The sequence below is a fragment of the Hydrogenophaga sp. genome, from assembly GCF_050250835.1.
Lineage (GTDB): Bacteria > Pseudomonadota > Gammaproteobacteria > Burkholderiales > Burkholderiaceae_C > Hydrogenophaga.
Map to the genome: position 1 here is coordinate 183,183 of NZ_JBFWNX010000006.1, position 24,718 is coordinate 207,900.

General features: G+C 65.2%; 31 protein-coding genes. 16 read left to right on the top strand and 15 right to left on the bottom strand.

The window, feature by feature from the left end; all coding sequences use genetic code 11:
- Positions 1–66 precede the first annotated feature (66 nt).
- Positions 67–2,391, bottom strand: coding sequence for a heavy metal translocating P-type ATPase (locus AB7F11_RS10360; protein ID WP_428299970.1), 2,325 nt, complete (start codon positions 2,389–2,391; stop codon positions 67–69).
- 153 nt (positions 2,392–2,544) lie between these two features.
- On the opposite strand from AB7F11_RS10360, the gene AB7F11_RS10365 reads away from it, so the two are divergent.
- From AB7F11_RS10365 to infA, 8 genes are all read left to right on the top strand, one after another.
- The gene (locus AB7F11_RS10365; RefSeq protein WP_428290466.1) at positions 2,545–2,742 is read left to right on the top strand and encodes a heavy-metal-associated domain-containing protein; all 198 of its coding nucleotides are present in this window, start codon (positions 2,545–2,547) and stop codon (positions 2,740–2,742) included.
- Between the two features lie 5 nt (positions 2,743–2,747).
- Positions 2,748–3,275: a Cu(I)-responsive transcriptional regulator gene (gene cueR / locus AB7F11_RS10370; RefSeq protein WP_428290467.1), complete on the top strand. Its 528-nt coding sequence runs from the start codon at positions 2,748–2,750 to the stop codon at positions 3,273–3,275.
- A 65-nt stretch (positions 3,276–3,340) separates the two neighbouring features.
- The gene (locus tag AB7F11_RS10375) at positions 3,341–3,910 is read left to right on the top strand and encodes a Spy/CpxP family protein refolding chaperone (RefSeq protein ID WP_428299969.1); all 570 of its coding nucleotides are present in this window, start codon (positions 3,341–3,343) and stop codon (positions 3,908–3,910) included.
- Positions 3,911–4,300: 390 nt separating this feature from the next.
- Positions 4,301–5,065: a septum site-determining protein MinC gene (minC, locus tag AB7F11_RS10380; RefSeq protein WP_428290469.1), complete on the top strand. Its 765-nt coding sequence runs from the start codon at positions 4,301–4,303 to the stop codon at positions 5,063–5,065.
- A 32-nt stretch (positions 5,066–5,097) separates the two neighbouring features.
- The gene (minD, locus tag AB7F11_RS10385; protein WP_428290470.1) at positions 5,098–5,913 is read left to right on the top strand and encodes a septum site-determining protein MinD; all 816 of its coding nucleotides are present in this window, start codon (positions 5,098–5,100) and stop codon (positions 5,911–5,913) included.
- A gap of 3 nt (positions 5,914–5,916) precedes the next feature.
- Complete coding sequence (minE, locus tag AB7F11_RS10390) at positions 5,917–6,177, top strand: cell division topological specificity factor MinE (RefSeq protein ID WP_297648695.1); 261 nt, start codon at positions 5,917–5,919, stop codon at positions 6,175–6,177.
- 379 nt (positions 6,178–6,556) lie between these two features.
- Complete coding sequence (locus AB7F11_RS10395) at positions 6,557–6,826, top strand: hypothetical protein (protein WP_428290471.1); 270 nt, start codon at positions 6,557–6,559, stop codon at positions 6,824–6,826.
- Positions 6,827–6,855: 29 nt separating this feature from the next.
- Positions 6,856–7,110 (top strand): translation initiation factor IF-1, encoded by a 255-nt coding sequence (gene infA / locus AB7F11_RS10400; protein ID WP_056265133.1) that lies wholly within the window; start codon positions 6,856–6,858, stop codon positions 7,108–7,110.
- A gap of 26 nt (positions 7,111–7,136) precedes the next feature.
- Here infA and AB7F11_RS10405 read toward each other — a convergent pair whose 3' ends face one another.
- From AB7F11_RS10405 to AB7F11_RS10420, 4 genes are all read right to left on the bottom strand, one after another.
- Positions 7,137–8,378 carry an ankyrin repeat domain-containing protein gene (locus AB7F11_RS10405; protein WP_428290472.1) on the bottom strand — a complete coding sequence of 414 codons (1,242 nt, stop codon included), beginning with the start codon at positions 8,376–8,378 and terminating at the stop codon, positions 7,137–7,139.
- Positions 8,379–8,425: 47 nt separating this feature from the next.
- Entirely contained in the window at positions 8,426–9,673 is a 1,248-nt protein-coding gene (locus AB7F11_RS10410; RefSeq protein WP_428290473.1) for an ankyrin repeat domain-containing protein, read from the bottom strand.
- 183 nt (positions 9,674–9,856) lie between these two features.
- A complete protein-coding gene (locus tag AB7F11_RS10415) occupies positions 9,857–10,741 on the bottom strand; it encodes an ankyrin repeat domain-containing protein (protein ID WP_428290474.1) in 885 nt (294 codons plus the stop codon).
- A 58-nt stretch (positions 10,742–10,799) separates the two neighbouring features.
- Positions 10,800–11,891 carry a 3-deoxy-7-phosphoheptulonate synthase gene (locus tag AB7F11_RS10420; RefSeq protein WP_428290475.1) on the bottom strand — a complete coding sequence of 364 codons (1,092 nt, stop codon included), beginning with the start codon at positions 11,889–11,891 and terminating at the stop codon, positions 10,800–10,802.
- A 169-nt stretch (positions 11,892–12,060) separates the two neighbouring features.
- Between AB7F11_RS10420 and AB7F11_RS10425 the strand changes: the two genes are divergently transcribed.
- Entirely contained in the window at positions 12,061–12,570 is a 510-nt protein-coding gene (locus AB7F11_RS10425; RefSeq protein WP_428290476.1) for a hypothetical protein, read from the top strand.
- Here AB7F11_RS10425 and AB7F11_RS10430 read toward each other — a convergent pair.
- A complete protein-coding gene (locus tag AB7F11_RS10430; RefSeq protein WP_428290477.1) occupies positions 12,551–13,183 on the bottom strand; it encodes a 3'-5' exonuclease in 633 nt (210 codons plus the stop codon). The genes AB7F11_RS10425 and AB7F11_RS10430 overlap by 20 nt on opposite strands.
- 146 nt (positions 13,184–13,329) lie before the next feature.
- Here AB7F11_RS10430 and AB7F11_RS10435 point away from each other — a divergent pair, with 146 nt between their 5' ends.
- From AB7F11_RS10435 to AB7F11_RS10445, 3 genes are read left to right on the top strand one after another with little or no spacing between them, the layout of a single operon-like run.
- Positions 13,330–14,049 carry an endonuclease/exonuclease/phosphatase family protein gene (locus AB7F11_RS10435; RefSeq protein WP_428290478.1) on the top strand — a complete coding sequence of 240 codons (720 nt, stop codon included), beginning with the start codon at positions 13,330–13,332 and terminating at the stop codon, positions 14,047–14,049.
- Positions 14,046–15,257 carry a cardiolipin synthase ClsB gene (clsB, locus tag AB7F11_RS10440; protein WP_428290479.1) on the top strand — a complete coding sequence of 404 codons (1,212 nt, stop codon included), beginning with the start codon at positions 14,046–14,048 and terminating at the stop codon, positions 15,255–15,257. Before AB7F11_RS10435 ends, clsB begins: the two co-directional genes overlap by 4 nt.
- Before the next feature lie 52 nt (positions 15,258–15,309).
- Positions 15,310–16,281, top strand: a complete 972-nt coding sequence (locus AB7F11_RS10445; RefSeq protein WP_428290480.1) for a lysylphosphatidylglycerol synthase domain-containing protein — start codon at positions 15,310–15,312, stop codon at positions 16,279–16,281.
- Here AB7F11_RS10445 and AB7F11_RS10450 read toward each other — a convergent pair.
- From AB7F11_RS10450 to AB7F11_RS10470, 5 genes are all read right to left on the bottom strand, one after another.
- A complete protein-coding gene (locus AB7F11_RS10450) occupies positions 16,254–17,648 on the bottom strand; it encodes an ATP-binding protein (protein WP_428290481.1) in 1,395 nt (464 codons plus the stop codon). The genes AB7F11_RS10445 and AB7F11_RS10450 overlap by 28 nt on opposite strands.
- A 17-nt stretch (positions 17,649–17,665) precedes the next feature.
- Positions 17,666–18,070, bottom strand: coding sequence for a response regulator (locus AB7F11_RS10455; protein WP_428290482.1), 405 nt, complete (start codon positions 18,068–18,070; stop codon positions 17,666–17,668).
- A gap of 160 nt (positions 18,071–18,230) precedes the next feature.
- The gene (locus tag AB7F11_RS10460; protein WP_428290483.1) at positions 18,231–18,542 is read right to left on the bottom strand and encodes a BON domain-containing protein; all 312 of its coding nucleotides are present in this window, start codon (positions 18,540–18,542) and stop codon (positions 18,231–18,233) included.
- A 62-nt stretch (positions 18,543–18,604) separates the two neighbouring features.
- Positions 18,605–19,045 carry a BON domain-containing protein gene (locus tag AB7F11_RS10465; protein WP_428290484.1) on the bottom strand — a complete coding sequence of 147 codons (441 nt, stop codon included), beginning with the start codon at positions 19,043–19,045 and terminating at the stop codon, positions 18,605–18,607.
- A gap of 68 nt (positions 19,046–19,113) precedes the next feature.
- Entirely contained in the window at positions 19,114–19,362 is a 249-nt protein-coding gene (locus tag AB7F11_RS10470) for a CsbD family protein (protein WP_428290485.1), read from the bottom strand.
- Positions 19,363–19,626: 264 nt separating this feature from the next.
- On the opposite strand from AB7F11_RS10470, the gene AB7F11_RS10475 reads away from it, so the two are divergent.
- The 3 genes from AB7F11_RS10475 (at position 19,627) to AB7F11_RS10485 (ending at position 20,844) form a co-directional block, all read left to right on the top strand.
- Entirely contained in the window at positions 19,627–20,259 is a 633-nt protein-coding gene (locus AB7F11_RS10475; protein ID WP_428288742.1) for a response regulator, read from the top strand.
- A 130-nt stretch (positions 20,260–20,389) separates the two neighbouring features.
- The gene (locus tag AB7F11_RS10480) at positions 20,390–20,554 is read left to right on the top strand and encodes a DUF1328 domain-containing protein (RefSeq protein ID WP_086126286.1); all 165 of its coding nucleotides are present in this window, start codon (positions 20,390–20,392) and stop codon (positions 20,552–20,554) included.
- Between the two features lie 41 nt (positions 20,555–20,595).
- Entirely contained in the window at positions 20,596–20,844 is a 249-nt protein-coding gene (locus AB7F11_RS10485) for a hypothetical protein (RefSeq protein WP_428288741.1), read from the top strand.
- A gap of 21 nt (positions 20,845–20,865) precedes the next feature.
- On the opposite strand, the gene AB7F11_RS10490 is transcribed toward AB7F11_RS10485, so the two are convergent.
- Positions 20,866–21,750: a LysR family transcriptional regulator gene (locus AB7F11_RS10490; protein ID WP_428288745.1), complete on the bottom strand. Its 885-nt coding sequence runs from the start codon at positions 21,748–21,750 to the stop codon at positions 20,866–20,868.
- Positions 21,751–21,823: 73 nt separating this feature from the next.
- On the opposite strand from AB7F11_RS10490, the gene AB7F11_RS10495 reads away from it, so the two are divergent.
- Complete coding sequence (locus tag AB7F11_RS10495) at positions 21,824–22,261, top strand: PACE efflux transporter (RefSeq protein ID WP_428288740.1); 438 nt, start codon at positions 21,824–21,826, stop codon at positions 22,259–22,261.
- Positions 22,262–22,302: 41 nt separating this feature from the next.
- Here AB7F11_RS10495 and AB7F11_RS10500 read toward each other — a convergent pair whose 3' ends face one another.
- From AB7F11_RS10500 to AB7F11_RS10510, 3 genes are all read right to left on the bottom strand, one after another.
- Positions 22,303–22,683: a DUF4148 domain-containing protein gene (locus AB7F11_RS10500; protein WP_428288739.1), complete on the bottom strand. Its 381-nt coding sequence runs from the start codon at positions 22,681–22,683 to the stop codon at positions 22,303–22,305.
- Between the two features lie 125 nt (positions 22,684–22,808).
- Positions 22,809–23,234, bottom strand: coding sequence for a PaaI family thioesterase (locus AB7F11_RS10505; RefSeq protein WP_428288738.1), 426 nt, complete (start codon positions 23,232–23,234; stop codon positions 22,809–22,811).
- A gap of 36 nt (positions 23,235–23,270) precedes the next feature.
- Positions 23,271–24,629 carry an MATE family efflux transporter gene (locus AB7F11_RS10510; RefSeq protein WP_428288737.1) on the bottom strand — a complete coding sequence of 453 codons (1,359 nt, stop codon included), beginning with the start codon at positions 24,627–24,629 and terminating at the stop codon, positions 23,271–23,273.
- Positions 24,630–24,718 lie beyond the last annotated feature (89 nt).

A 24,718-nucleotide genomic window follows, 5' to 3' on the forward strand; every position in this document is an offset into this window, starting at 1 on the left:
CCTCGGAACCTGAAGCATCCCGCGAGGCCGCAACGACCGCATTGACCTGGGTCAAACAAGGCCCGTTCAGCGCACCCGCGGCTTCCAGCGCTTGAGCAGCAGCGCGTTGCTCACCACGCTGACCGAGCTCAGCGCCATGGCCGCACCGGCCACCACCGGACTCAGGAAGCCAAGCGCCGCCAGTGGAATGCCGGCCACGTTGTAAGCGAAAGCCCAGAACAGGTTCTGCCGGATCTTGCTCACGGTGCGGCGCGAAATGTCCAGCGCCGAGGCCACCAGAAGGGGGTCGCCGCGCATGAGTGTGATGCCCGCCGCGTGCATCGCCACGTCGGAGCCGCCTCCTTGCGTGTGGCTCATCGCCATGCCCACGTCCGCCGCCGCCAGCGCGGGCGCGTCGTTCACGCCGTCGCCCACCATGGCCACGGTATGCAGAGGTCCACCCGCCCCCGACGACTTCAGCTTGCGAATCACCGCCGCCTTGTCGCCCGGCAACACCTCAGCGATCACCTCGCCTTCACTCGCCCGCAGACCCAGGCGCGCAGCCATCGCGAAGGCCGCGCCACGGTTGTCGCCCGAGACCATGTAAAGGCGCATGCCCCTGGCGCGCAGATCGGCGATGGCCTGTGCCGCACCCGCCTTGGGTTCGTCGCCGAAAGCCAGCATCGCCAGAGGCGTCCAGCTGGCCGCCGCTGCTGCGTCACCTGGTGTCTGACTGGCCAGCACCGACACCGTGGCGCCCTGCGATTGCCAGGACCGGACCCGTTCTTCGAGTGGGCCAAGCGCAGCGCCCAGTTCCTCCATCCACTTCAAGCTTCCCAAGGCCAGCCAGGCGCCATTCACGCGGCCTTCACTGCCCCGACCGGACACGGCCTGGACCTCGCTGGCCGCATCGGCCCGGATCGCGATCGCTCGCGCATCTGCGGCCTGGACCACGGCGCGGGCCAGCGGGTGGGCGCTCTGCGCCTGCAAAGCCGCTGCCGTGTGCAGCACGGCGACCTCGTCCACGCCAGGCACCGCTTCGATCACAAGCAGACGGGGATGGCCCTCGGTCAGCGTGCCTGTCTTGTCAAACGCCACGGTATCCACCTGGTGTGCGATTTCCAGCGCCTGAGCGTCCTTGATCAGGATGCCGTGCTGCGCTGCAACGCCAGTGCCGGCCATGATCGCCGTGGGCGTGGCGAGGCCCAGCGCACACGGACAGGCAATCACCAGCACCGCCACCGCGTGCAGCAAAGCTTCCTCCATCGGCACGCCGGTCCACAACCAGGCCACCAGTGTGAGGAGTGCGATCACCAGCACCACCGGTACGAACACAGCAGCCACCTGATCCACCATGCGTTGCACTGGCGCCTTGGTCGCCTGCGCGTCCTGGACCAGACCAATGATGCGCGAGAGCACGCTCTGGGCGCCGATGGCGCGCACCCTCACGTCAACGGCACCTTCTCCATTGAGCGAACCACCCGTCACCATGTCACCCACGTCCTTGGGCACCGGCATCGCTTCACCGGTCAGCATGGATTCGTCGGCCTGTGTGCGACCCTGCACCACTTCGCCATCGGCAGCGAATCTTTCGCCAGGCAATACACGCACCAGATCACCGGGCAACAACTCGTCCACCGCCACATCGGTCAGCTCGGTGCGACGCACACCATCGGGCAAAAGATGGGCTCGCTCGGGACGCAGGGCATGCAGCGCTCTGATGGCCACGGTGGTCTGGCGCTTGGCGCGCATTTCCAGCCACTTGCCCAGCAACACCAGCGTGATCACCACCGCAGAAGCCTCGTAATAGAGGTGCACCATCTCGCCAGGCTCTGCGCGCCACCACAGCCAGGTGGACAGCGCCCAGCCCGCCGTGGTGCCAATGGAAACCAGCAACTCCATGTTGCCGGTAAAAGCCTTGAGCGCATGCCAGCCCGCTCGGTAGAAACGAGCGCCCAATACGAACTGCACCGGCGTGGCCAACAGGAACTGTGCCCATGCCGGCAACATCCAGTGTCGGTCCAAAAGATCACCCAACATGGGCACCGCAAGCGGCGCCGAGAGCAAGACACCGATCAACACCGGAAGAAAACTCAGAGGCACGCCCAACCAGTGCTGTTCCCGGACATCGTCCAGCGCTTCACGCGAGCTGGGCTCATAGCCAGCATCGCGCACCGCACGCTTGACGCGTGCCAGGGCTTCTGCCTCGTCACCTGCGGAAAGCACCACACGCGCCGATTCGGTGGCCAGGTTCACCGATGCGTCGCTCACACCGGGCTGTTTTTTCAGGGCCTTTTCCACGCGTGTCACACAGGAAGCGCAGGTCATCCCGCCAATGCCCAGGTCGATCTGGATCAACGGGGCCTGAGAGAGAAGGTCACCCGGCCGGGTGGAAGCTGTGATCGTGTTCATGGAGGCAGCATAAGCTTTACCACCATGGCAAGGTCAAGCAGCACCTTGTTGCCAACTGTGAACGGGACAGACACTGGAAATGTCTTGACCTTGACACCATGTCAAGGATGAGAATGGAGGCATGTTCCACCATCACACACACCAGGAGTCACCATGAACCAGACATTTCACGTCACGGGCATGACCTGTGGCCACTGCGAGAAGGCGGTGACCAGCGCCATTCGCCAGATCGACCCCCAGGCACTTGTGCAGATCGACCGGGCAAACAACCAGGTGCAGGTCGACACCACTCAACCGAGAGAGGCGCTGGCGGCAGCGATCCGGGACGAGGGCTACCAGGTCGAGGCTTGAGCACCATGCCTGCCCGCACCACCCGACCAGAGAGCGGCAACGACTGGCCGGTCAACATCGGCAAGGCAGCGCAACTCAGCGGCATCTCACCCAAGATGCTGCGCCACTATGAAAGTCTCGGCCTGCTGACTGCGGTTCCCCGGACCGACAACAACTACCGCCAGTACAGCCAGGCCGATGTCCACACCCTGCGCTTCATCCGGCGTTCGCGCGACATGGGCTTCGGCCTGGACGCGATCACCGAACTCGTGAGCCTGTGGCACAACCGCAGGCGCAGCAACGAAAGCGTCAAGCGCGTGGCCCAGAAGCACGTGGACGAACTCAACCAGCGCATTGAAGCCTTGCAGGCCATGCAACGCACACTGAGCCACCTGCTGGAGCTGTGCCCTGGCGATGGCCGACCCGACTGTCCCATCCTGGACGACCTGAGCCATTCCGCCGCTGAACTCGAAGACACGAAAAAAAGCGGCACAAAACTTTACAAAGCTGCCACATCGACCGCACGGCGTGGAAACACGCGAACCAGACACTGACGTCATTCCACACACCGACCCTCGGCCATGTGGTGTTGCTTCCTCAACGTCTCAAGGAGACCTTCATGAAACTGCTTCCGAAACGCACCCTGATCGCCGCCACGCTGGCCGCTGCCTTCGTCGGCATCTCAGCGGCCGCCATTGCACAAGGCACGGCCCAGGCACCCGCCAGCCCACCCACCGCACAGGCCGCCACCCCGGAGGCCCCCTCCCAGGCCCACATGCAAAAGCGCAGCCAACGCCATGCCGAACGCATGGAACGCATGCAGAAAAAGATGGCCGCCCGGCAGGCGCAGCTCAAGTCCGAACTCAAGCTCACCGCCGAACAGGAGCCCGCCTGGAACGCCTTTGTGGCACGCACCCAGCCGCTCGCCCACCCGGCACCCCGGGGACCGCGCGAAGACTGGTCCAAGCTGACCACGCCCGAACGCCTGGACAAGATGCAGGCCATCAAGACGGAACGGGACGCACGCATGGCACAGCGCACCGAGGCCATCAAGAGCTTCTACGCCGCACTGAACGCCGATCAGAAAAAGGTCTTTGACGAAAAGTACGGCATGGGCATGCAACGCACTGGCCTGCACCACAAAGGCCATCATGGTGGTCACCATCCCATGGGTGGCATGCACAGCTGAACCGGTTTTCGGGTTGTCTGTCTTTTCTTATAAAGATACTTAATACAAGATAGCAGTAGTAGTAGAGGGCGCTGTCCGTTGTGGACAAGCGCCCTTTTTCTTTTTCCGACAACCACTTGTGACGCTGGCAACCCTGTGTGAAGTGGCCTGTTGGTGAGCGCCGTCAACAGGAACAACCTGGCTGGATGGCCAGGGGTTGTGGACAACCGGGTGCTTGTTCAAAAGTTACACACAGCCTTATCAGAACGCCGCGGAAACATGCGCTGACACCTGCGCACAGTCGCTTGCCAAGATCCCACGGAGCGGCTGCTAAGATGCGCCGCTTCATGGCCGGTCATGCCCTTTCAAGGCGTTCCTGCGGCGGGCCAGTCTCTGGACCCAACTTTGCCCATGTCTGTTGCCCTCGCAGGAAACACACCCGCCACCTTTGAAATCAAGAGCGCTCAGTTGCCCCTCGTGGCGCTCATGCTCAAGTCCTCCGATCTGCAACGCCTGGGCGAAGAACTTGCCCAGCGGTTTGGCGACATGCCAGACTTTTTCGACCACGATCCACTGGTCATCGACCTGCACCCGCTGAACGTGGCTGAAGCCAATGCCCTGCCGGATTTCGGTGCCTTGCAGACCCTGCTGCGGCAGTACCGCCTGGTGCCCCTTGCCGTGCGCGGCGGCACCATCGAACAGACCGCACTGGCCCTGGCTGCCGGACTCACGCCCACGCCCGATGCTTCGGTACAGCGCTCGTTGCCGCCAGCCACACCTGCCGAAATAGCAACACCACCCGAACCACTTCCACCCACCCCGCCCACACCCGGTGCTCTCGTGATTGACAAGCCCCTGCGTTCGGGCCAGCAGGTGTATGCGCGGGGTCGAGACCTGGTGGTCATGGCCATGGTCAATCCGGGGGCCGAAGTCATTGCCGATGGGCACATCCATGTGTATGCGCCCCTGCGCGGCAAGGCCATTGCCGGCGCAAGGGGCAACAACGAAGCGCGCATCTTCACCCTGGGCATGGCGCCCGAGCTGGTGTCCATTGCCGGTATCTACCGCACCAGCGAAGTCCCCTGGCCCAGCACGTTGCTGGGCAAGCCAGCGCAGGTGCGCCTGGTACCCAGCTCCGAGGGCGACCGGCTGGTGGTCGACGCCCTGGGCGCCTGAACCTTTATCTCGAATCAGAAAGAATTTTCACCATGACCAAGATCGTTGTCGTCACTTCGGGCAAAGGCGGCGTGGGCAAGACCACCACCAGTGCCAGCTTTGCCACGGGCCTCGCATTGCGCGGCCACAAGACCGCTGTCATCGACTTTGATGTCGGTTTGCGCAACCTCGACCTCATCATGGGCTGCGAGCGCCGGGTGGTGTACGACCTGATCAACGTGATCCAGGGCGAAGCCAATCTGAACCAGGCGCTCATCAAGGACAAGCAGTGCGACAACCTGTTCGTGCTGGCCGCCAGCCAGACGCGCGACAAGGATGCCCTGAGTCAGGAAGGAGTGCACAAGGTGCTGACCGACCTGGCTGGCATGGGCTTCGAGTACATCGTCTGCGATTCGCCCGCCGGCATCGAGACCGGCGCCCTCATGGCCATGCACTACGCCGACGAAGCGCTCATCGTGACCAACCCGGAAGTCTCCAGCGTGCGCGATTCGGACCGCATCCTGGGCATGCTCGGGAGCAAGACGCAACGCGCCATCGAAGGCAAGGACCCGATCAGGGAACACTTGCTCATCACCCGCTACAACCCTTCGCGCGTGGCCGATGGCCAGATGCTCTCGCTGCAGGACATCCAGGACATTCTGCGCATCAAGCTGATCGGCGTGATCCCGGAAAGCGAGAACGTGCTCACTGCATCCAACCAGGGCACGCCCGCCATCCACCTTAAGGGCACCGATGTGGCAGAGGCCTACAGCGACGTGATCGACCGCTTCCTGGGTGCCGACAAACCGCTGCGTTTCATAGAGGCTGAGAAAACCGGCTTCTTCAAACGCCTGTTCGGAGGAAAGTAAAGCATGTCATTGCTCTCCTTCCTGCTTGGCGAAAAGAAAAAGACCGCCAGCGTCGCCAAAGAACGGCTGCAGATCATCCTGGCGCACGAGCGCAGCGGGCGCAGCGCTTCCGAACCCGACTACCTGCCCGCGCTGCAACGGGAACTCGTGGCCGTCATCGGCAAATACATCAAGATCAACCCGGACGACATCAAGGTCCAGCTCGATCGCCAGGACAACCTGGACGTGCTGGAAGTGAAGATCGAGTTGCCGGACCGCAAGTAGCCTGTCGGCCCTGGCACGGGCTGATCGAGCGCGACCTGGCTCGCCGTGGTATCATCCTGGGTCGCCCAAAGCGACCAGCAGCATCCAGGCCATCCGCCCAGGACGCAACCGCCCCCGGCAGAGGGGCCGCTGGTCCAGCCCCTTCTGGGCGCCGCGCCACACCGCTTTCTCACAGCACCGTGGCCCTTTCCTCCCTGCTGTTGCCGATGCCTCTGCCGTGGCTCGTGCGCCGATGTGGGACTGATGCGCTTCTGTGCACCAGCCCGTGTCTGGAAAAATCAGTGGGGCGCCAGGGGCTGCCACCGGTATCTTTTTTTGGTTTTCGGGCCTTGTCCCTGCTGCGGCGAAACGCCCCGGCCCTGGCCCCCTGATGCTTTTGATGAATCACACGACACTTATTTCAACGACAGCGAGACCGTCTCTTCTCACCCTGGGCAAGTACCGCATTGCGGCCTCCCCACATCTGTTGCCGGACGGCCTGTTCGCGGCCCAGGTTTCAATCGCCAGCGGCCAGGGCAGCGCCTGCACCGCACGCGTTATCCGCTACGACAGCGCTTTTTCCACGCACGAGGCGGCCACCGACTACGCCATCGCGCAGGGCATCGACTGGGTGCACGACACCACCCGCCACACCGCGCGCCCGAACTGACCGATACACTTCACGCAAAGGAACACACCATGGCCAAGGAAGAACTGATCGACATGATGGGCATCGTCAACGAGGTGCTGCCCGACACCCGTTTTCGCGTCACGCTGGACAACGGTCACCAGCTGATCGCCTATTCCGCGGGCAAGATGAAGAAGAACCACATCCGCATCCTGGCGGGTGACCGGGTCTCTCTCGAACTCTCGCCTTACGACCTGACCAAAGGCCGTATCAACTTCCGCCACATCGAAGGCCGCGGCCCCATGGTGCCGCGCAAGCCGCGCTGAGCACGCTTTCGGCGAAACCGTATCGCTCAAGGCTGGGGATTTCTTGGCTCCTTGGCGCTGCCACCAGATGGTTTGGGCGTACCCAGGAACGCAGAGTAGTGCCCCGCAGCAGCGGCAGCCGCAGCGGGTATGGCTGCTGCGTGCGCCAATTCATGGCGGACCAGCGCCAGCGTAGGCGCATCGCCCATTTCAAATGCCGGTGATGCCAGGAAGGCTTGCGCCACCTCCAGAGGCCATGCCTCCCTCGATCTAAAGGGATGCCGGCGCGTGGTGTGCATGATTCCCCGCGCAGCGTGGGCAGAAAGCACAAGGCCAGCGGGGTCTGTAGTTGTCGGCGGCATTCTCACGGGTCTGCTGGGGCCCCCAGGCGTGAATGGCCGATACGAAACCAGGCAACGCAGTTCAGTGGCCCGATTTCGATCATCAACGTCCGTCGAACGCTCCAGCTCACTGAGCACCCGCTCCATGGCGCGGCCATCCCTTGCCGCTTCAAAGATCTCTGCCGCCTCCGTATAGCCCTGGCCGGTTGCCTTCGCAAATGGGGTTTGCCCATTCGCCAGCGGTAGGTCCAGGTCGGCGCCGGCGTCCCACAGGGCGTTCAGCACAGCGACTTGGTTGTGTGCGGCTGCCACGAACGCGGGTGTGGCTCCTCCCTCAAGCTGGGTATCCAGGTTGGCGCCTGCTACTTTCAGGGCGGTGATCACGGCGGGATGGCCCCGCATGGCTGCCAGATGGGCTGGCGTACTTCTCGTTCTGCCAAAGGGAGCATCCAGGTTGACGCCCGCCGCATGCAAAGCGACGATCACGGTCGCATGGCCGTCTCGGGCTGCCAGGTGGGCTGGTGTCCACCCCTTACCGTCTGGCGTGTTCAGCGCGGCGTCGTGCCCGGGCAACCCAGCCAGGGTGGTGATCACGTCGGCGTAGCCATTCATGGCGGCCAGGTGAGCCAGGGTCCAGTTTTCATCCGGAACGGGTGTGTTCAGGTCGGCGCCCGCCGCATGTAAAGCGACGATCACGGCCGCATGGCCGTCTCGGGCTGCCAGGTGGGCTGGTGTTCCGCCGTTCGGCAGTGGCAAGTTCAGATTCGCGCCTGCAGCATGCAGGGCTGCAATCAAGTCGGCATGGCCTCCCATGGCAGCCAGGTGGGCGGGTGCATACCCTTCGAGGTCTTGCCCATCCAGTTCACCGGGGGTGCGACCCGGATCCCTGATGATTTGGAGCGCACGCGCCACCTCTCCGTCGCTGATTGCATCGCGCAGTTCTTCCATGCGTTTCTCTCCTGCTGAGTGAGCCAGCGGCACGCCAGCAGAAAAGATCAGGGCCCGGGTTGGGGCTGTCGTGGGGATTTCGGCTCTTGGGCACTGCCTCCTGACGAGGGGCGGCGGGCGAGGAGCTCCGAGTAGTGAGGCGCGCCAGCAGCCGCACCAGCGCCAGCAGCCGCACCAGCAGCTGCGCCAGCACCAGCACCAGCACCAGCACCAGCACCAGCAGCGGTGCCCATATCGGACAGAATGGTCGCCGCGGTTTCACCTCTCTCGGCGGCTGCCGCCGCAGCTCTCACCATCGCCAGCCTCTGCGGGTCGCCGTCACGGTACTCTGGAGAGTTCAGGTACGCGTCGACGGTGGGCACGTCGTACCGCCGACCAGTGAGTGGGTCCATCGGCGCAGGGCGCCCCAAGTCGCCATTGCGGTCTGGCCTCAGAACTCGAAGTGCCGTCGCAGCGGAGATCACGCTCTTTCGCGCGTCGTCCGGACCGGGCAGCAAGACTGGGCGGCGTTCTCCGGATGTGCTGAAACTATCGAACGACACGGGACAAGCCAGCGCGGCGGCCATGTTTTCGGCCTCCTGACGGGTCGCGCCATCGCTCAGCCCTTCCCCCGCCTTGAGGACACGCGCTGCCTGTTCCACAAGTTGGCTTTCCCTCACCAGTTCCGCGCTCTCGGCGGCAGGGGGCGCCGCGTCAACCGGCGGCACAGGGCGCAGCAGCTCGATCATTTCGCGGCTGAACGGTGCCGGTGTCAATTCCGGATCGAGAAACACCTCTCCCTCCGGATCTGGCACAACAACCAGGCCCGGATCCGCCCCGAGCTCGATCAGGGCGCGTGCCGTCCGGAGTTGGCCATGCCTCGCCGCAAGCCCGAGAGGGGTAGGCCCTGGTCCGGTGCGCGCATCGACAGTCGCGCCCTGATTGATCAACGCACGGACCGCCTCGGTATGACCATGCGTGGCTGCCAAATGGAGCGGAGTCGAGCCAAAAGCGCCGGGCGCTTCTGTTTCGGCGCCCAGCCGTATCAGGTTGCGGCACGCGTCGCCATGACCATTTTCGGCTGCCAGGTGCAGCGGTGTTCTTGCTTCTTTGTCATAGACCCTCGTGAAAGCACCCATGCGAATCAGTGCCGTGCAGACGTCGGAATTTCCCGCAACGGCCGCCCAGTGAAGTGCGGTTCTGCCGCGGCCATCGGCCAGCAAGTTCAGGTCCGCACCGCCGGCCCTCCGGGCCTCGATGGCTGCGATGGCCCCCGCAGTGTCCCGGCGAAAGAGTGGCCCTGTGATGTCTTGCATGCGTTCGTTCCTTCCAGGTCGTGCGGTGGTCCAAGTGAGCCCGCGACAATCTAGCGCAACCCGCAAAGGGGTGGCAAAACCAATCCCAGGGACCGGTTTCGATGCACGAAATGACAGAAATGCTTGGAATCCCCGCGCGGCAGAGGGAGGTCAATGCACCCCAGTTGTTTTGCTGCTGGGCGCTCAGTGCTGGGGGGATCGTGTTGGCCTGGGTTCGCCCCCATCGGCGGGTTGGCGTGAACGGCGGTCAAGAAACGCCGTGTAGTGAATCGCCGCTTCAGAACCCGCCTTTTTCTCCACCTCGAGCAGGGCCGTGCTCACGGTGGGGTGGTTCCTCTCGGTAGCCAGAAGGCTGGGCGTCCAACCGGAGAGGTCTGTTGCGCTCAGGTCTGCGCCGGCCTCGCCCAGGGCGGTGATGACGGCGGCGTGGCCATTGTGCGCCGCCCAGTGGGCCGGTGTCCTTCCCGCCGCGTCGGTGGCGTTCAGATCTGCGCCGGCCCTGCCCAATGCGGTGATGACGGCGGCGTGGCCGTGCTGCGCTGCCCAGTGGGCCGGTGCCATCAAATCCCTGTCTCCCACGTTCAAACTGGCTCCCGCCTCGCCCAGTGCGGCGATGACGGCGGCGTGGCCGTGCTGCGCTGCCCAGTGGGCCGGTGTCATCAAGTCCCTGTCCCCCGCATTCAAATCGGCACCCGCCTCGCCCAGGGCTGCGATGACCGTGGCATGGCCGAGTTGCGCCGCCCAGTGGGCCGGTGCCATCAAATCCATGTCTCCCGCGTTCAAACTGGCACCGGCCCTGCCCAGTTCGGTGATGACGGCGGCGTGGCCTTGCAGGGCCGCCAGGTGGGCCAGTGTTTCCCGGGACCGGCCCGGCGTACTCAGATCTGCGCCTGCTTCACGCAGCGCGTTGATGACGGTGGCCTGACCAAGAATGGCAGCCAGTTGAGCCGGTCTGGGCCTGGACGGGCCGGTCCACTCGAGATCTGCATGGCCTCTGCCCAGCGCCACGATTTCGCTGACAGCGGCGTCCACATCCCCGCGCTCAATGGCATCGCTCAGTTTTGTCATGCGTTCATGCCCCCGGGGCTTCCATCGAAAAGTTTCGCCGTTCGCTTCGTGCAAATTTCTATTTTCGCCGCGCGCGAACGGCAGCGGCCAGACCTTCGAGCACGGGTACGGTCTGCTCGAAGGAGATGCAGGCGTCGGTGACGCTCACGCCATGCCGCAGCGGCTGGCCCGGCACGATGTCCTGGCGTCCTTCATGCAGGTGGCTTTCGATCATCACGCCCATGATGCGCCCGTCGCCCGCCGCCACCTGTGCCGCCACATCGGCCGCCACCTCGATCTGGCGCTGGTGCTGCTTGCTGCTGTTGGCATGCGAGACGTCGACCATGACCTGCTCGCGCAGGCCGGCCTTTTTCAGCAACGCGCAGGCCGCATCGACGTTGGCCGCGCTGTAGTTGGGCTGCGCGCCACCGCGCAGGATCACGTGGCAATCGTCGTTGCCGCGCGTTTCAAAAATGGCCGCCTGCCCCATCTTGGTCATGCCCATGAACGCGTGCTCGGCACGCGCGGCCTGGATCGCATCGGAGGCGACCTTCACACCGCCGTCGGTGCCGTTCTTGAAGCCTACCGGGCAACTCAGGCCACTGGCGAGCTGGCGGTGGCTCTGGCTCTCGGTGGTGCGCGCACCAATCGCACCCCAGCTCACGAGATCGCTGATGAACTGGGGGCTGAGCAAATCCAGAAACTCCGTGCCCACCGGCAGGCCCAGCGCCAGCACGTCCAGCAACAGCGCGCGCGCCAGCTCCAGGCCTTCGTTGATCGCGAAGCTGCCGTCCAGGTGGGGGTCGTTGATGTAGCCCTTCCATCCCACCGTGGTGCGCGGTTTCTCGAAGTACACGCGCATCACCACCAGCAGATCGTCTTTCAGCGCCTCGGCGGTGGACTTGAGCAGGCGTGCGTAGTCCATGGCCTGCGCGTGGTCGTGGATGGAGCAAGGACCGACCACGACCACCAGCCGGTCGTCCAGCCCGTGAAGCACTCGCGAAATGTTGGCCCGGCTGCGCTCCACCAGCGCCTGCGCTGTGTCCGACGCAGGTTGCCATTCCTGCAGAAGGGCGGGCGTGATCAGCGGGCGAACGGCGCCAATGCGCAGGTCGTCGATGCGGGTGGTGTCGTGGGTGGATTGCGGGGTGTGGGGTGTGTGGGTTTTCATGGTTGCTGATGTGTTTTTTTGGTCACTGGCCTGGGCTTTGCGCCGGGAATTCGCCGAAATGTCACGCCGATGCCATCTCCGGGCTGTTACGGATTCAAGTTGGGGCGAGGTCCGACCGAAACTGAATGTGACACACACGGGCGGCGGTTCCGCCCGATTCGGAAGATCCATGAAGACTTTGTACTGCATCTGCTCTCTGGCCACCGCCTGTCTGATGGGCCTTTCGCCAGGTGGTGCGGTCGCGGCAACGTCCGAGACGCCCCCGGTCGCGGAATCCGGCGGCGCCCACAAACCACAGATCTGGGTGAACCTGGGGGGCTTCTCGCGCCACTTTGACAGCAACAAGGGTTACAACGAGAACAACCTCGGCCTCGGGCTTGAATACCGCACCAGCCCCGAGATCGCCTACATGGCGGGCGCCTACTACAACAGTGTGCGCAAGACCACGTCGTACGCCGCCGTGAACTGGCAGCCCTGGCAATTGGGTCCGGTCAGACTGGGCGCCGCGCTGGGTGTGATGAATGGCTACCCCTCGCTGGCCAATGGCGGCAGCTTCTTTGCCGCGTTGCCCCTGGCGACGATCGAAGGCCGCCACTTCGGCATCAACTTCGGCTTGATCCCCTCGATCGGCAAAGTCGATGGCGCCGTGATCGTGCAGTTCAAACTTCGACTGAACTGAGCGCGCACTGCGCTCGGGCCTGCATGAATTTCGGCAGGGCAGCGCGCGCGCAGCGCTGAAGGGCCATCAGGAACGCGTGATCGGGCTCGCGCACGCCATGGTGCGTGCGAAGGTCGAATTGAATGCGCCCCAGCAACTCTGCCGCCATTTCGGCATCGGCCAGCGCCCGGTGCGCCTGGCCCGTGCGTGGCAACTGGAAATGGTCCACCAGGGCGCCCAGCCGGTGGCTCGGCGCTTCGGGGTAGAGGCGCCGCGACAGCAGCACCGTGCAGGCGAACGCGTGGGGAGCGGCTTCGCCAGCCAGCGCCAGTTCCGCACTCCAGAAGCGGCGATCGAACGAAGCGTTGTGCGCCACCATGGGCAGCTCGCCCACGAAGCGCGCCGCCTCGCGCATCACGCGATCGGCCGCTGGGGCACTCGCCACCATGGCGTTGGTGATGCCGGTGAGCTGCGTGATGAAAGACGGGATGCGCACCCCGGCGTTCATCAGGCTCTGGTAGCGATCGACCACGCGCCCCTGTTCCAGGATCACCACCGCGACCTCGGTGGCGCGGTCCCCCGCCGAAGGCGAGATGCCGGTGGTTTCGAAGTCGATGACGGCGATGCGGCTCATGGTGGCGGGTTCATGTCGGAATGGCGGAAGCGGCTTGTAGGACATGAGCTTATCCTGCGCCTCGAGCCTTGTGAGTGGCACCCCCCCATGTCATGCTCGTCCGCATGCGCGAAATACCCATCTCGCGAACCCTTCGCGTACTCACCGTGAACATCCACAAGGGCTACAACGCATTCAACAACCGTTTTGTGCTGCACGAGTTGCGCGAAGCGGTGCGGGCCGAACAGAGCGACCTTGTGTTCCTGCAGGAGGTCAGTGGTGAATCGGGTCCGGCCCACGCCGCATCGGTGGGCGCTCAATACGAGTTCCTGGCCGACCAGATCTGGTCGGATCACGCCTATGGCCGCAACGCCGTCGCTCAGGGCCAGGACCACGGCAACGCCGTGCTCTCTCGTTTCCCCGTGCGGCACAGCCACAACCACGACATGTCCATCCAGGGCTCGGAGCCGCGCGGCATGCTGCATTGCGCTCTCACGCTGGACGCAGACGAGCCCGAGCTGCATGTGATGTGCGTTCACCTGGGGCTCAGCGAAGCCCACCGGGCCCGCCAGATGGCCAGCCTGTGCGAGACGGTGAAACGCGAAGTGCCCGCCGACTCGCCGCTGGTGGTGGCGGGCGATTTCAACGACTGGCGATCTCGCGCCGACGCCGCGCTGGCACCCGCCGGCCTGAAAGAGGTGTTTCGCGGCGCTTTCGGACACCACGCCCGCACCTTCCCTGCCCGCTGGCCCTGGCTTCGGCTCGATCGCATCTACACACGCGGCGTGGCCGCCGCGCGCCCACTGCCATTGCCGCACACCCCCTGGGCGCACCTTTCCGACCACGCCCCGCTGGCCGCCGAGATCGACTTGCCGGAGACCCCATGAACTCACACTGGCTTCCGGGCAACCGCATCACCCTGCTCGAGAACGGCGAAGGCTATTACCCGCGTGTGTTCGAGGCCATCTCGCAGGCGAAGCAAGAAGTGCTGCTGGAAACCTTCATCCTGTTCGACGACAAAGTGGGACGTGAACTGCAGCAGGCGCTCCTGAGCGCCGCGAACCATGGCGCCGTCGTGCATGTGTTGATAGACGGCTGGGGCTCGCCAGATCTTCCGCCCTCGTTCACCCAGCCGCTGCTGGACGCGGGCGTGCGCCTGCGCGCCTTCGAGCCGGTGCGCCGCCTGTTCGGCGCCCGCGTGAACCTGCTGCGCCGCATGCACCACAAGCTGGTGGTGGTGGATGGACAGCGCGCGTTTGTGGGTGGCATCAATTACTCCATCGACCACCTCGCCGAACATGGTCCGCAGGCCAAGCAGGACTACGCGGTGGAGGTCGAGGGGCCGCTTGTGGGCCAGATCCAGGCCTTCTGTCGCGCCAACGTGGAGGCGCCGCAGCCGACGCGCCATGCCTGGCTGCAGCGCTGGCGGGCGATGCGCCAGCGCGTCGGCGAGCACCGCGACATCGAAGAAGGTGCGGTCGCCGCCTTTGTCACGCGCGACAACCACCTGCACCGCACCGATATCGAACGCCATTACCGAGTGGCCATCCGCAGCGCGCGCAAGCACATCCTCATTGCCAACGCCTACTTCTTTCCGGGCTACCGCCTGTTGCGGGATCTGCGGCGCGCAGCACGGCGCGGCGTCCAGGTCGATCTGGTCATGCAAGGCCAACCGGACATGGTGTGGGTGATGCGCGCCACCGAACTGCTCTACCGCCATCTGATCCGGGCCGGCGTGCGCGTTCACCGTTACACCGAGCGACCGCTGCACGCCAAGGTTGCGGTGGTGGACGATCACTGGGCCACCGTGGGATCGAGCAACCTCGACCCGACGAGCCTCAGCCTGAACCTGGAGGCCAACGTCGTGGTGCGCGACGAGGCCTTTGCACGCCACCTGCGCGAACGCCTGGAGCAATTGATGGCGGCGCACTGCCAGCGTGTGGAACGGCCCGTGCCCGGCAAGCTGCGCTCAGCCTGGATCGGTGTGCGCAGCTTGGTGGTGTTCCATGCCCTGCGCCGCCTTCCAGTCTGGATGCAGCGCCTCACCGCCCCACCTCCCCGCGTGGTGCCCCTGAGGGACCAGGAGCAGGCATGAGCGCAACTCCCAGGCAAGCTCGCAACGCAGCCCGAAAGGCGAAGGTGCTCCCGTGAACGCGCCCCTGCTCAGGCTCTGGAGCTGGACGCGCAAGGTATTTCCCTGGGCGCTCGCTGCGCTCGTGCTCACGCTGGTGGCACGCCAGGCCCGCACCGTGGAATGGACCGAGGTCTGGACGGCGGTGCTGGCGATCCCAGCCACACAACTGGCGCTGGCGGTGGGGTTGGCCGCGCTCAGCTATGCGCTGTACGGCAGTTTCGACCTCGTTGGCCGGCGTTTGACGAGGGCCCCGGTGTCGGTGGGTCGAAGCCTGGGCACGGCGGCCATCAGCTATGCCTTCAACTTGAATTTCGGGTCGCTGGTGGGCGGCCTCGCGCTGCGGCTGCGCCTGTATACCCGCTGGGGCCTGTCGGCGCCCACCGTGGGCAAGATCATCGCCTACAGCATGGTGACCAACTGGCTGGGTTACCTCTGGGTCGCGGGTGCCGTCTGGTGGTGGGCGCCGCCGCGCCTGCCTGAGGCGTGGGTGTCGAGCCCTCTGTGGTGGCGCGGCGTGGGCATGGCCATGCTGCTGGTGGCTGCAGCCTACGTGGCGCTCTGTTTCTTCTCCCGCCGTCGCGAGCTCAGTGTGCGGGGACACGCGCTGCCGCTGCCCGATGGCCGACTGGCGCTGTTGCAAGCGGCCATGGGGGGCGCGAGCTGGTTGCTGATCGGCGCCATCGTCTGGAGCCTGTTTGGCGGGCGCATCGACTACCCTGCCGTGCTCGGCGCCTTGCTGCTGGCGGCGGTGGCCGGCGTGGTGACGCACGTGCCGGCTGGCCTGGGGGTGCTTGAAGCGGTGTTCGCCGCGTCGTTGGGCGGGGCACGTTGGCCGGTGGCCGAGGTGTTGGCCGTGGTGCTGGTCTATCGCGCCGCGTATTACCTGCTTCCCCTGGTGTTCGCGCTGCCAGCCTACGGTCTGAGCGAGGCCGCAGCGCGGCGCCGCTCAGGTGCTGGTCAGGCGGTGGGAGAGGCACCCGTCTGAGCGATGGGGTCCTGCGGCTCCTGCGCTGGAGGGGTGGGCGACGCCGCCAGAGGGAGTTCCATGGCCACGCGGGTGCCCTGTCCCGGTGCGCTGGTGATGGTGAGTTTGCCGGCGTGCGATTCCACCCGCACGCGCATGCCGAGCAATCCATGGTGGCCGGTGGGCACCTGGGCCAGATCGAAGCCCTGGCCATCGTCACGCACGAGCAGGCGCGCCTGACCTTCCTGGCGCTTGAGCGACACCCAGGCATGGCGCGCATGCGCGTACTTGCTGATGTTGGTCAGCGACTCCTGCACCACGCGGTACACCGTGAGCTCGGCATCGCGGTCCAGTTCCACCGCTTCGAGCTGCGGCAGAACAGGAATGCCCAGGCTGCTGGAAACATCCTGGCACAGCACCTCCAGCGCGGCGATGAGGCCAAGCTGTTCCAGTGACGATGGGCGCAGGTTCTCGACAATGCGTCGCTTGACGGCGATGCCCTCGTTGAGCCGCTTCTCGATGCCGCCCATGCGTTCCCGGGCCGCGGCCGGCAGGTCGGGAACGCGGCGAAGGCGCGCCATCTCCAGTTTCATGGCGGTGAGCAAGCCACCCATTTCGTCGTGCAGCTCACGGGCCACGCGGCCGCGCTCGTCTTCACGCGTGTTGACCAGGTGGCCGGCCAGCTCGCGCAATTCGGCTGTGCGCACCGCGATCTCCAGTTCCAGCACCTGGCTTTCCCGCGCCTTGCGTTCGTCGATCTCGCGCAACTGGCGCATGAACATCAGCAGGGCCATCACCGCCACCAGCACCAGAACGTGCAGCGCCAGGCGGTTGAGCATCATGGCGTCGAACAGTGACAGCCGCGCCGACTGCTGAACCGCTGCCGCGCGATCCAGCACGTGGTCAAACTCCTGCCGCAACTCGACGTAGGCCTGCCGACTGCGGTCGCTGCTGGCCAGGACATGCGCACGCGTGCGTTGACCGCGCTCGGTGGTGGTCATCCATTCCTCCAGCGCCGTCACACGGTTCTGAATTCGCTGGCGAACCGCGCCCACCGACACGGTGCGTCGGGGATCGGCATCGGCGATGTACTGGAAGGCACCCTGTTGCGCCACGTTCAATGCTTCGATGGCTTCCCGGTAGTCGGTTCGGTACACCTCCTGGCCGTTGATCAGGTAGGCGCGTGCGGCCGTCTCGGCATCGGTCAGGGCTTGCAGCGTGCGCAGCGCCTGCAGGCGCGCATCGGTCAAGGTGATCCCGCTCTCCAATGAATTGCGCGAGTGCTGGTAGGTGCTCTCGTTGACGGCAATGGTGATGACTGCCACCGCCAGCACGATGGGAATGACGTATCGGGTGCGCGCGACGCGTTCGATCGAAGACTTGAGCATCCCGGTTGCCGAAGGCCCTAATTCAGATCGCCAGGCGCGGTGGCAGCGCCGTCAGACACACTGGCGCAGTAGTCGATCAGATCCTCGAGCTCGTGGGATTTGTCAAACACGCGATTGGCGCCGAGCACTTCGCAACGGCGGCGAATATCGGGCGTGGCGTAGTTCGTCAGCACCACGCGGCGCGCGTGCAGGCCCGCCTCTTGCGCCACCTTGAGCACGCCCAGGCCGGAGCCTGCGAGCAGGAAGATGTCGATGATCAGCAGATCCACCGAATCCCCTTGCCCCTGGAGCCACTGGGTGGCGCTGCGCTCGTCCAGCGCCCGCCCGACCACCTCGACATTGGTGAGCTCCTCCAGCGTGGAGACCAGGTTCTCGTAGATCACCGGGTTGTCTTCAACGATGAAGGTTCTCAGCGAAGCCATGGCAAGGGTGGCAAAAATCAAAAAAGGGTGGACAAGATCAGGACTGTAAACGGCTCGGGGCGGGGTGGGCGGACATGCCGCACCTCCCCGCCCCGAGCTTCGTGCAGAACCTGAGCCGTGTCTGTAGGTGTCATCCTACAGACACGGGCCTGGCGAGTGGTCAGCGCACCACGATGTCGTTGCGCACCGACTTCACGCCCGAGGTGGACTTGGCCAGGGTCTCGGCCATGGCTTTCTCTTCGTTGGACTTGGCGAAGCCCGAGAGCTGCACGGTGCCGTTGAGCGTTTCCACGCTGATGGACGTGGCGCTCACGGTCTTGTTCTCGGCGAAGCGTGCCTTCACCCGGGTGGTGAGGGTGGCGTCGTCGATGTAGGCACCCACGGTCTGCTGGTCGCGGGCGACGGCGCAGCCGGTGATCTGGACGAGAGAGAACGTGGCGGCGACAGCCACCAGTGCGTGTGCGATCTTCATGATGTGTTTTCCTTGTGATGGCAGGAAGCGGGGCTCAAATCAGCACCGCTCCCCAGGGTTGATCAGCTGTTCTTCTGGATGACCAGGCGGTTGTCCACGGCCACCACGCCATCGACGGCGGCGGCCAGTGTCGTGGCACGGTCGCGCGAATCGGCGTCCGGTGCGGTGCCCTTGAGCGCCACACGGCCGGCTTCGGTGTCGACGTTTATCTTCAGCGCGCTGAGCTGATCGTCGGCTGCCAGGGCAGCATTCACCTTGGCCGTGATGGCCATGTCGCTGGCGCTTTCGGCGATGGCCTGGCCCGCTTGCGTGCCGGCGGCCTGCATGTCCTGTGCCGCGTCCTTCGCGTCGTTCTTCATCTCGGTCGCGGCGCTCTGGGTCTGGTTCACGCCGTTGTCGATCTGCTGTCCCACGGTCGTGTCTTCGTTCTGGCCGCAGGCGGCCAGGGCGATGGTGGCCGCAGCGGCGGCGATCAGGGTGAGGTGACGGGTGGCTGTTTTCATGGTCTTGTCCTTGTCAAAGGCCGGGCGTGCCGGCGCGAGGGGAAATGGAGGGAAGAAGAGGCGCGGCCTCAGATCTTCTCGGTGGGGCGGTTCCGGGAAGGTTTGTCAAACCAGTCGTCGCCAACGGTGCGTTCCCAGGCGGCGACCTGGCTCTCTGCTTCCTCTTTGGCCACGCCATAGCGTTCCTGGATCTTGCCGGCGAGCTGTTCGCGGCGGCCTGCGACCACGTCGAAGTCGTCGTCGGTCAGCTTGCCCCACTTCTCGACCACGCGGCCCTTGAGTTGCTTCCAGTTGCCTTCAATGCGATCCCAGTTCATGTGCATCTCCTTGAAAAGTTGCGGATGTGTTGTCGGAAGGTTGAGTACCTGTCCCGGCTGGCGCCGTTCGTATCGCGTTGCCGTGAATGAACTGTAGGTTCGCGACTTCGCCTGAGATGTCGGGCGGCCAGCCGCACCGCTGTAGGACGTATCCGATCGGAAGCGAAGGGTTGTAGGAGCTGTCCGACGCGCGGCCCTGCCTGCGCCTGTTAAATTGCCCGCTCCCGCCAGGCAACCCACTCCACCACGCATACAGGGGCTTTCATGATCAGAGTCGGGATCGTTGACGACCACGCCATCGTGCGCTCGGGATTGCGCCAGTTCCTCACAGAACATGTGGACCTGCGCGTCACCGGCGAAGCCAACAATGGCCGTGAAGCGCTGGAACTGGCCCGTGCGGGCGAGGTCGATGTGCTCCTGATGGACATCTCCATGCCGGAGCACGGTGGCGTGGATGCGCTGCAGGCCATCAAGGCCCGTTTCCCCGATCTCGCCGTGCTCATCCTCAGTGGCTTCCCGGAAGCGCAGTACGCCACCACGTTGCTGCGCCACGGCGCCAGCGGCTACCTGAACAAGGAATGCGCCCCCGAAGAGATCGTCAACGCCATTCGCACGGTGGCGCGCGGGCGGCGCTACATCAGCCCGGCGGTGGCCGAGTTGCTGGCCGATGGCGCCGTGGGCGAGGCCGAACGACCACCGCACGAACTGCTCTCCGAACGCGAGCTCCAGGTGTTCCTGCGCCTGGCCAAGGGCGAGACCATTGGCCACATGGCTGAGAACATGTTCCTCAGCGTGAAGACCGTGAGCACCTACCGCACCCGAGTGCTCGAAAAGCTCAAGCTCGCCAGCAACAGCGACCTGACCTACTACGCGCTCAAGAACGGCCTGATCCAGTAAGGACATGGGCGCCGCAGTCGGCGCCGTCCTACAGACCCGTGCGGTGTTGGCTTGCAGGCAGCCACCATGCCCATGCCTACAGTGGACTCATCGCAATGATGGTCGTTGCGAATCCATCAGGAGAGCATTCATGCTGCACTACGCCGTCGTCTTCTTCATCATCGCGCTGGTCGCTGCCGTGCTGGGCTTTGGCGGTATTGCCGCTGGCGCCGCCGGCATCGCCAAGATCCTCTTTGGTGTGTTCCTCATTCTGGCGCTGGTGTCCCTGGTGGCGGATCTGGTGCGCAAGCGCTGACCCGTCAACCGCTCGCCACATCCCATGCCAAGGAGACCACCATGATCAAGACTCACTCGCAAGACCTCACTCGCCAGGCACTCGATGCCGCTGGTGATCTTTCAGACCGCGTCGCGCGCGCCGCGCACAACGGCATCGACACGGTGCGCCACCAGGCTTCGCGCGTGGGCGAGCAGACGGTTGGCTACGTGCGCGACGAGCCGGTCAAGTCGTTGATGGCCGCGGCCGCCGTGGGCGCGCTCGCAGGTCTTCTCATTGGCTGGCTGGGCCGCTCGCGCAGACCTTACTGACCACCCTGATGCCGGCGCCCTTCAGGCCGCCTGGCGCATCAGTTCGATGAAACGTTTGGCGCCCAGCCCCAGAGGCTGGTCGTTCTGCCAGACCACGTCGACCCACAACCGCAACTGGTTGCTCATGTTGCCGAACCGGATCTCGACCAGTTGGCCCGAAGCCACCAGCGGCTCCACCAGCCGCTGCGGCAGGTAGGCCCAGCCCAGGCCGGCCTGCACCAGGCTCAAGGTGGCGAGGTGGCTGTCGGTGCGCCAGATCTGGCGCGCCACCATCAAGCGTGGATCGGCGCCATGGGCATCGCGGCTGGCCACTGCGATCTGCCGGATGTCGAGCAGATCCTTCAGGCTCAGCCGGTCCTGGCGCGTCCTTGCCTCGGGATGCTCGGGCGACATCACCGCCACCAGGACCTCGTGGCCCAGTTCCTGAAAACTCTCGCGTTCATCGGTGCCGGGTCGCTCAAACACCAGTGCGAGCTGTGCTTCCCCCGCGTGCAACATCCGCAGCGCCGCCGCTTGCGGCGCAGACAGCACCTCCACGTCCAGCGACGGGAATTCCTGGGCCAGCATCGCCAGGGGTTGGCTCCAAGGCACCGAGAGCAACTCAGGTGCAATGGCCAGCGTGAGTCGCTTCTCAAGTCCCAGGTGCAGTTCCTGGGCATGGGCCTGCAGCTGGCGCAACTGGCTGGCGAGCTGGCGCGCCTGCGGTTCCAGGGCACGGGCCACGTCGGTGGGCCGGGGTTCGCGCGTTCGGCGGTCGAACAACAACAGGTCCAGTTCAGCTTCGAGCTGCGCGATCGTCATGCTCACCGCCGAAGGCACCCGTCCGAGCGTTCGTGCGGCAGCCGAGAAGGAGCCGGTATCGAGCACCGCCAGAAACACCCGCACGTTGTCGCTGTTGAACGCCATGGACCTCAACATATCAGATTTTCTGAAGGTATCTGACTTCTTCCGTCAGCTGGAGCGTCCTAAACTGCGCCGCATGCAAGGCATCAAACGAAAAATCGTGTACGTCACGCTCTACGAGCTCATCGCCATTGCCTGTTCCAGCGTGGGACTGGCGTTGCTGGCGGGCGCGAGCGTAGGCCACGCCGGCGTGGCGGCGGTGGCGGCATCGGCCATTGCCGTGGTCTGGAACCTGATCTTCAACACGCTGTTCGAGCGCTGGGAGCGTCGGCAGACGAAGCGCGGGCGCAGCCTGGGCCGCCGGGTCGCGCACGCCATCGGTTTTGAAGGCGGCCTGGTGTTCACGCTGGTGCCACTGTTCGCGTGGTGGCTGGAGATCTCGCTCTGGCAGGCTTTCGTGCTCGACCTGGGCCTGATCGTCTTTTTCCTGATCTACACCTTCGTGTTCAACCTGCTGTTCGACCGCGTATTCGGCCTGCCGGCCTCGGCCTTGCCGTTGGGGCAAGGCGCCTGAACGCACCGACGCGCGACCTGGCGCACGGCGGTGCAGCAGGGTCAGTTGAAGCGCTGGAGGTTGCTGAGTTCGCCGTTGGCCATCAACGTGCCGTTGGCTTCTGCATTGCGCAGTTCACCCACCACATCGGCACGGCTCCTGCTCATGCCGGTGTTCTCCATCAGCTGTTTTTTGACTTGCAGGGTGGAGCCGATCTCGCCGTTGTCGATCAGCGTGCCATTGGCCTTGGCGTTGCGCAGTTCACTCGCCACGTCGGCGCGGCTCTTTCCCATGCTGGTGTTCTGCATCTGCTGCTTCATGACTTGCATCGTGGAGCCGATCTCGCCGTTGGCGATGGGCATGGAGCCACCGGCGGCCAGGGCGCTGCCAGCGGTGGCGGCCGCGATGGACAGGGCGATGAGGGAGATGTGAGCGGATTTCATGAGGCGTTTCCTTTCAGTGGGTGCCGGCGAGCCGGCGTTGGGTTGCCCACTGAATACGCCGTCGCTGCGGCGCTGGATTCAACTCATGGCGCTCCCGATACCTTTTCTGACAACTTCGCCAGGTCTCAGCCTGCGGCCTTCGGGTACAGCACCATCTGCGTGCAGCGGAACAGCGCAATCGTCTTGCCGGTTTCGCGGTGCGTCACCACCGCGTCCCACACCTGCGTGGTGCGGCCCAGGTGGGCGGGCCGGGCCACGCACTCGATGGTGCCCGTGAGCGCGGTGCCCAGGTGGTTGCTCTTGAGTTCGATGGTGGTGAAGCCGCTGGCACCTTGCGGCAGGTTGGCCACGCAGCCGTAGCCCGAGCAGGTGTCGGCCAGCGTGACGATGCTGCCCGCGTGCAGGAAGCCGTTGGGCGCCATGGTGGTGGGCCGCACGTCGAGTTCGGCGCGCACCTCTTCCGCGCTCAGGTGCGTGACCACCAGCCCCAGGTGGCCAGGCAGCGCACCGGCGCCGCGGCGGTTCCATTCTTCAACGTTGTTGTTGCCCATGCGGGTCTCCTTTTGAATGGGGGTCAATCATCCTGCTCATCGCGCCCAGCTGCCCAGGCGGATGGCGATGGCCAGGGTGGAACCGTACACGACCAGGCTGAAGGCGACGACGGCGAAGAAGGCGGTGGCCGGCGCCTGGAACACGTGTACACAGAGCCAGCCGCCCACCACCAGCACCACCAGGCGGCCCATGCTGGCCGTGAGCGGCCAGAACATGCGACCCGCGCCCTGCGAAGCGAAGAACAGCGCCAGACCCAGGCCGAAGAAGGCGTAGCAGGCGCCCACGAGGTGCAGGTACGACGCGCCGAAACCGAGCACGGCGGCGTCGGTGGTGAACAGGTTCATCCACAGCGACGGCGCGACGGCCGTGACCAGGCCGATCAGGCCCGTGATGGCCGCCACCATGGCGCCGCCTGTCCACGCCACTCGCAGGGCCCGCGCCGACTGGCCTGCGCCCATGTTGGTGGCGACCATCGCAGTGAGCGCGGTGCCGAAGCCGAAGGCAATGGGCACCAGGATGTACTCCAGCCGTGCGGCCACGCCGTAGCCTGCCAGAGCGGCAGTGCCGTAGCTGCCCACGAAGGCGGTGGCGGCCGCGATGGAGGCGTTGCTGATCACCGGACTCATCGACGCCGGCAGACCCACGCGCAGGATGTCTCGCATCAGCGGCAGGTGCAGGCGCCAAGGTGTGCGGTGGAGGTGAACCGCGCCGTCGGCGCGCAGCAGGTAGATCGCCATCACCACGGCCGACAGGGCATTGACGGTGAGCGTGCTGGCCGCAGCGCCGGCCACACCCAGGCCCGGCACCGGACCCCAGCCAAACACCAGCAAGGGGCACAGGGCCACGTGCAGCACGGCGGTGCCCAGCAGCATCAACGAGGGCAGAAGCATGTTGCCCGCACCGCGCACCACCGCCGCCAGCACGTTGGTGAGCCAGATCACCACCGCGCCGCCGAACAGCACGTTGGAATAGGCCAAGGCGGTGTCCAGCGCCGATCCTCGCCCACCCATGGCGCCGTAGATCGTGGCACCGAAGATCAGCAGCACCAGCATGAACAGCACGGCCAGCAGCAGCCCCAGCAGCATCGACTGCTGGGCCAGCCGACTGGCGTCCTCGCCACGACCGGCGCCCAGGGCACGTGCCACGGCGGCGGTGGTCGCGCCGCCGATGCCACCGGCCGACATCTGCAGCATCAGCATGGACAGGGGAAACACCAGCGCGATGCCCGCCAGTGCATCGGCCCCCAGGCGACCGAGGATGTAGCCGTCGTATCCGATCACCACCGTCATGGCAAACAGCCCCATGACATTGGGCGTGGCCAGGCGCAAGAGCGTCGGCAACAGTGGCGCGTGCAGCATCTGCTGCACGCGGGCCTGGGCAATGGCGGCGCTCATGTGGACATCTCTGTGGTGCCCATTTCGCCGCGATGGGAAGGGGGGGCGTGCTGAAGTTTCATGGGTACCATCCTGCGTTGGTGAATATG

Bases quoted from the DNA above. Each gene is read 5' to 3' on its own strand.
- AB7F11_RS10495 (WP_428288740.1), top strand. From the start codon at position 21,824: ATGCAAGGCATCAAACGAAAAATCGTGTACGTCACGCTCTACGAGCTC.
- clsB (WP_428290479.1), top strand. From the start codon at position 14,046: ATGAACTCACACTGGCTTCCGGGCAACCGCATCACCCTGCTCGAGAAC.
- AB7F11_RS10425 (WP_428290476.1), top strand. From the start codon at position 12,061: ATGAAGACTTTGTACTGCATCTGCTCTCTGGCCACCGCCTGTCTGATG.
- AB7F11_RS10465 (WP_428290484.1), bottom strand. From the start codon at position 19,045: ATGAAAACAGCCACCCGTCACCTCACCCTGATCGCCGCCGCTGCGGCC.
- AB7F11_RS10420 (WP_428290475.1), bottom strand. From the start codon at position 11,891: ATGAAAACCCACACACCCCACACCCCGCAATCCACCCACGACACCACC.
- AB7F11_RS10410 (WP_428290473.1), bottom strand. From the start codon at position 9,673: ATGCAAGACATCACAGGGCCACTCTTTCGCCGGGACACTGCGGGGGCC.
- AB7F11_RS10485 (WP_428288741.1), top strand. From the start codon at position 20,596: ATGATCAAGACTCACTCGCAAGACCTCACTCGCCAGGCACTCGATGCC.
- minC (WP_428290469.1), top strand. From the start codon at position 4,301: ATGTCTGTTGCCCTCGCAGGAAACACACCCGCCACCTTTGAAATCAAG.
- AB7F11_RS10450 (WP_428290481.1), bottom strand. From the start codon at position 17,648: ATGCTCAAGTCTTCGATCGAACGCGTCGCGCGCACCCGATACGTCATT.
- minD (WP_428290470.1), top strand. From the start codon at position 5,098: ATGACCAAGATCGTTGTCGTCACTTCGGGCAAAGGCGGCGTGGGCAAG.
- cueR (WP_428290467.1), top strand. From the start codon at position 2,748: ATGCCTGCCCGCACCACCCGACCAGAGAGCGGCAACGACTGGCCGGTC.
- AB7F11_RS10395 (WP_428290471.1), top strand. From the start codon at position 6,557: ATGAATCACACGACACTTATTTCAACGACAGCGAGACCGTCTCTTCTC.
- minE (WP_297648695.1), top strand. From the start codon at position 5,917: ATGTCATTGCTCTCCTTCCTGCTTGGCGAAAAGAAAAAGACCGCCAGC.
- AB7F11_RS10460 (WP_428290483.1), bottom strand. From the start codon at position 18,542: ATGAAGATCGCACACGCACTGGTGGCTGTCGCCGCCACGTTCTCTCTC.
- AB7F11_RS10360 (WP_428299970.1), bottom strand. From the start codon at position 2,391: ATGAACACGATCACAGCTTCCACCCGGCCGGGTGACCTTCTCTCTCAG.
- AB7F11_RS10405 (WP_428290472.1), bottom strand. From the start codon at position 8,378: ATGGAAGAACTGCGCGATGCAATCAGCGACGGAGAGGTGGCGCGTGCG.
- AB7F11_RS10365 (WP_428290466.1), top strand. From the start codon at position 2,545: ATGAACCAGACATTTCACGTCACGGGCATGACCTGTGGCCACTGCGAG.
- AB7F11_RS10490 (WP_428288745.1), bottom strand. From the start codon at position 21,750: ATGGCGTTCAACAGCGACAACGTGCGGGTGTTTCTGGCGGTGCTCGAT.
- AB7F11_RS10470 (WP_428290485.1), bottom strand. From the start codon at position 19,362: ATGAACTGGGATCGCATTGAAGGCAACTGGAAGCAACTCAAGGGCCGC.
- AB7F11_RS10430 (WP_428290477.1), bottom strand. From the start codon at position 13,183: ATGAGCCGCATCGCCGTCATCGACTTCGAAACCACCGGCATCTCGCCT.
- AB7F11_RS10510 (WP_428288737.1), bottom strand. From the start codon at position 24,629: ATGAGCGCCGCCATTGCCCAGGCCCGCGTGCAGCAGATGCTGCACGCG.
- AB7F11_RS10455 (WP_428290482.1), bottom strand. From the start codon at position 18,070: ATGGCTTCGCTGAGAACCTTCATCGTTGAAGACAACCCGGTGATCTAC.
- AB7F11_RS10505 (WP_428288738.1), bottom strand. From the start codon at position 23,234: ATGGGCAACAACAACGTTGAAGAATGGAACCGCCGCGGCGCCGGTGCG.
- AB7F11_RS10415 (WP_428290474.1), bottom strand. From the start codon at position 10,741: ATGACAAAACTGAGCGATGCCATTGAGCGCGGGGATGTGGACGCCGCT.
- AB7F11_RS10480 (WP_086126286.1), top strand. From the start codon at position 20,390: ATGCTGCACTACGCCGTCGTCTTCTTCATCATCGCGCTGGTCGCTGCC.
- infA (WP_056265133.1), top strand. From the start codon at position 6,856: ATGGCCAAGGAAGAACTGATCGACATGATGGGCATCGTCAACGAGGTG.
- AB7F11_RS10475 (WP_428288742.1), top strand. From the start codon at position 19,627: ATGATCAGAGTCGGGATCGTTGACGACCACGCCATCGTGCGCTCGGGA.
- AB7F11_RS10500 (WP_428288739.1), bottom strand. From the start codon at position 22,683: ATGAAATCCGCTCACATCTCCCTCATCGCCCTGTCCATCGCGGCCGCC.
- AB7F11_RS10375 (WP_428299969.1), top strand. From the start codon at position 3,341: ATGAAACTGCTTCCGAAACGCACCCTGATCGCCGCCACGCTGGCCGCT.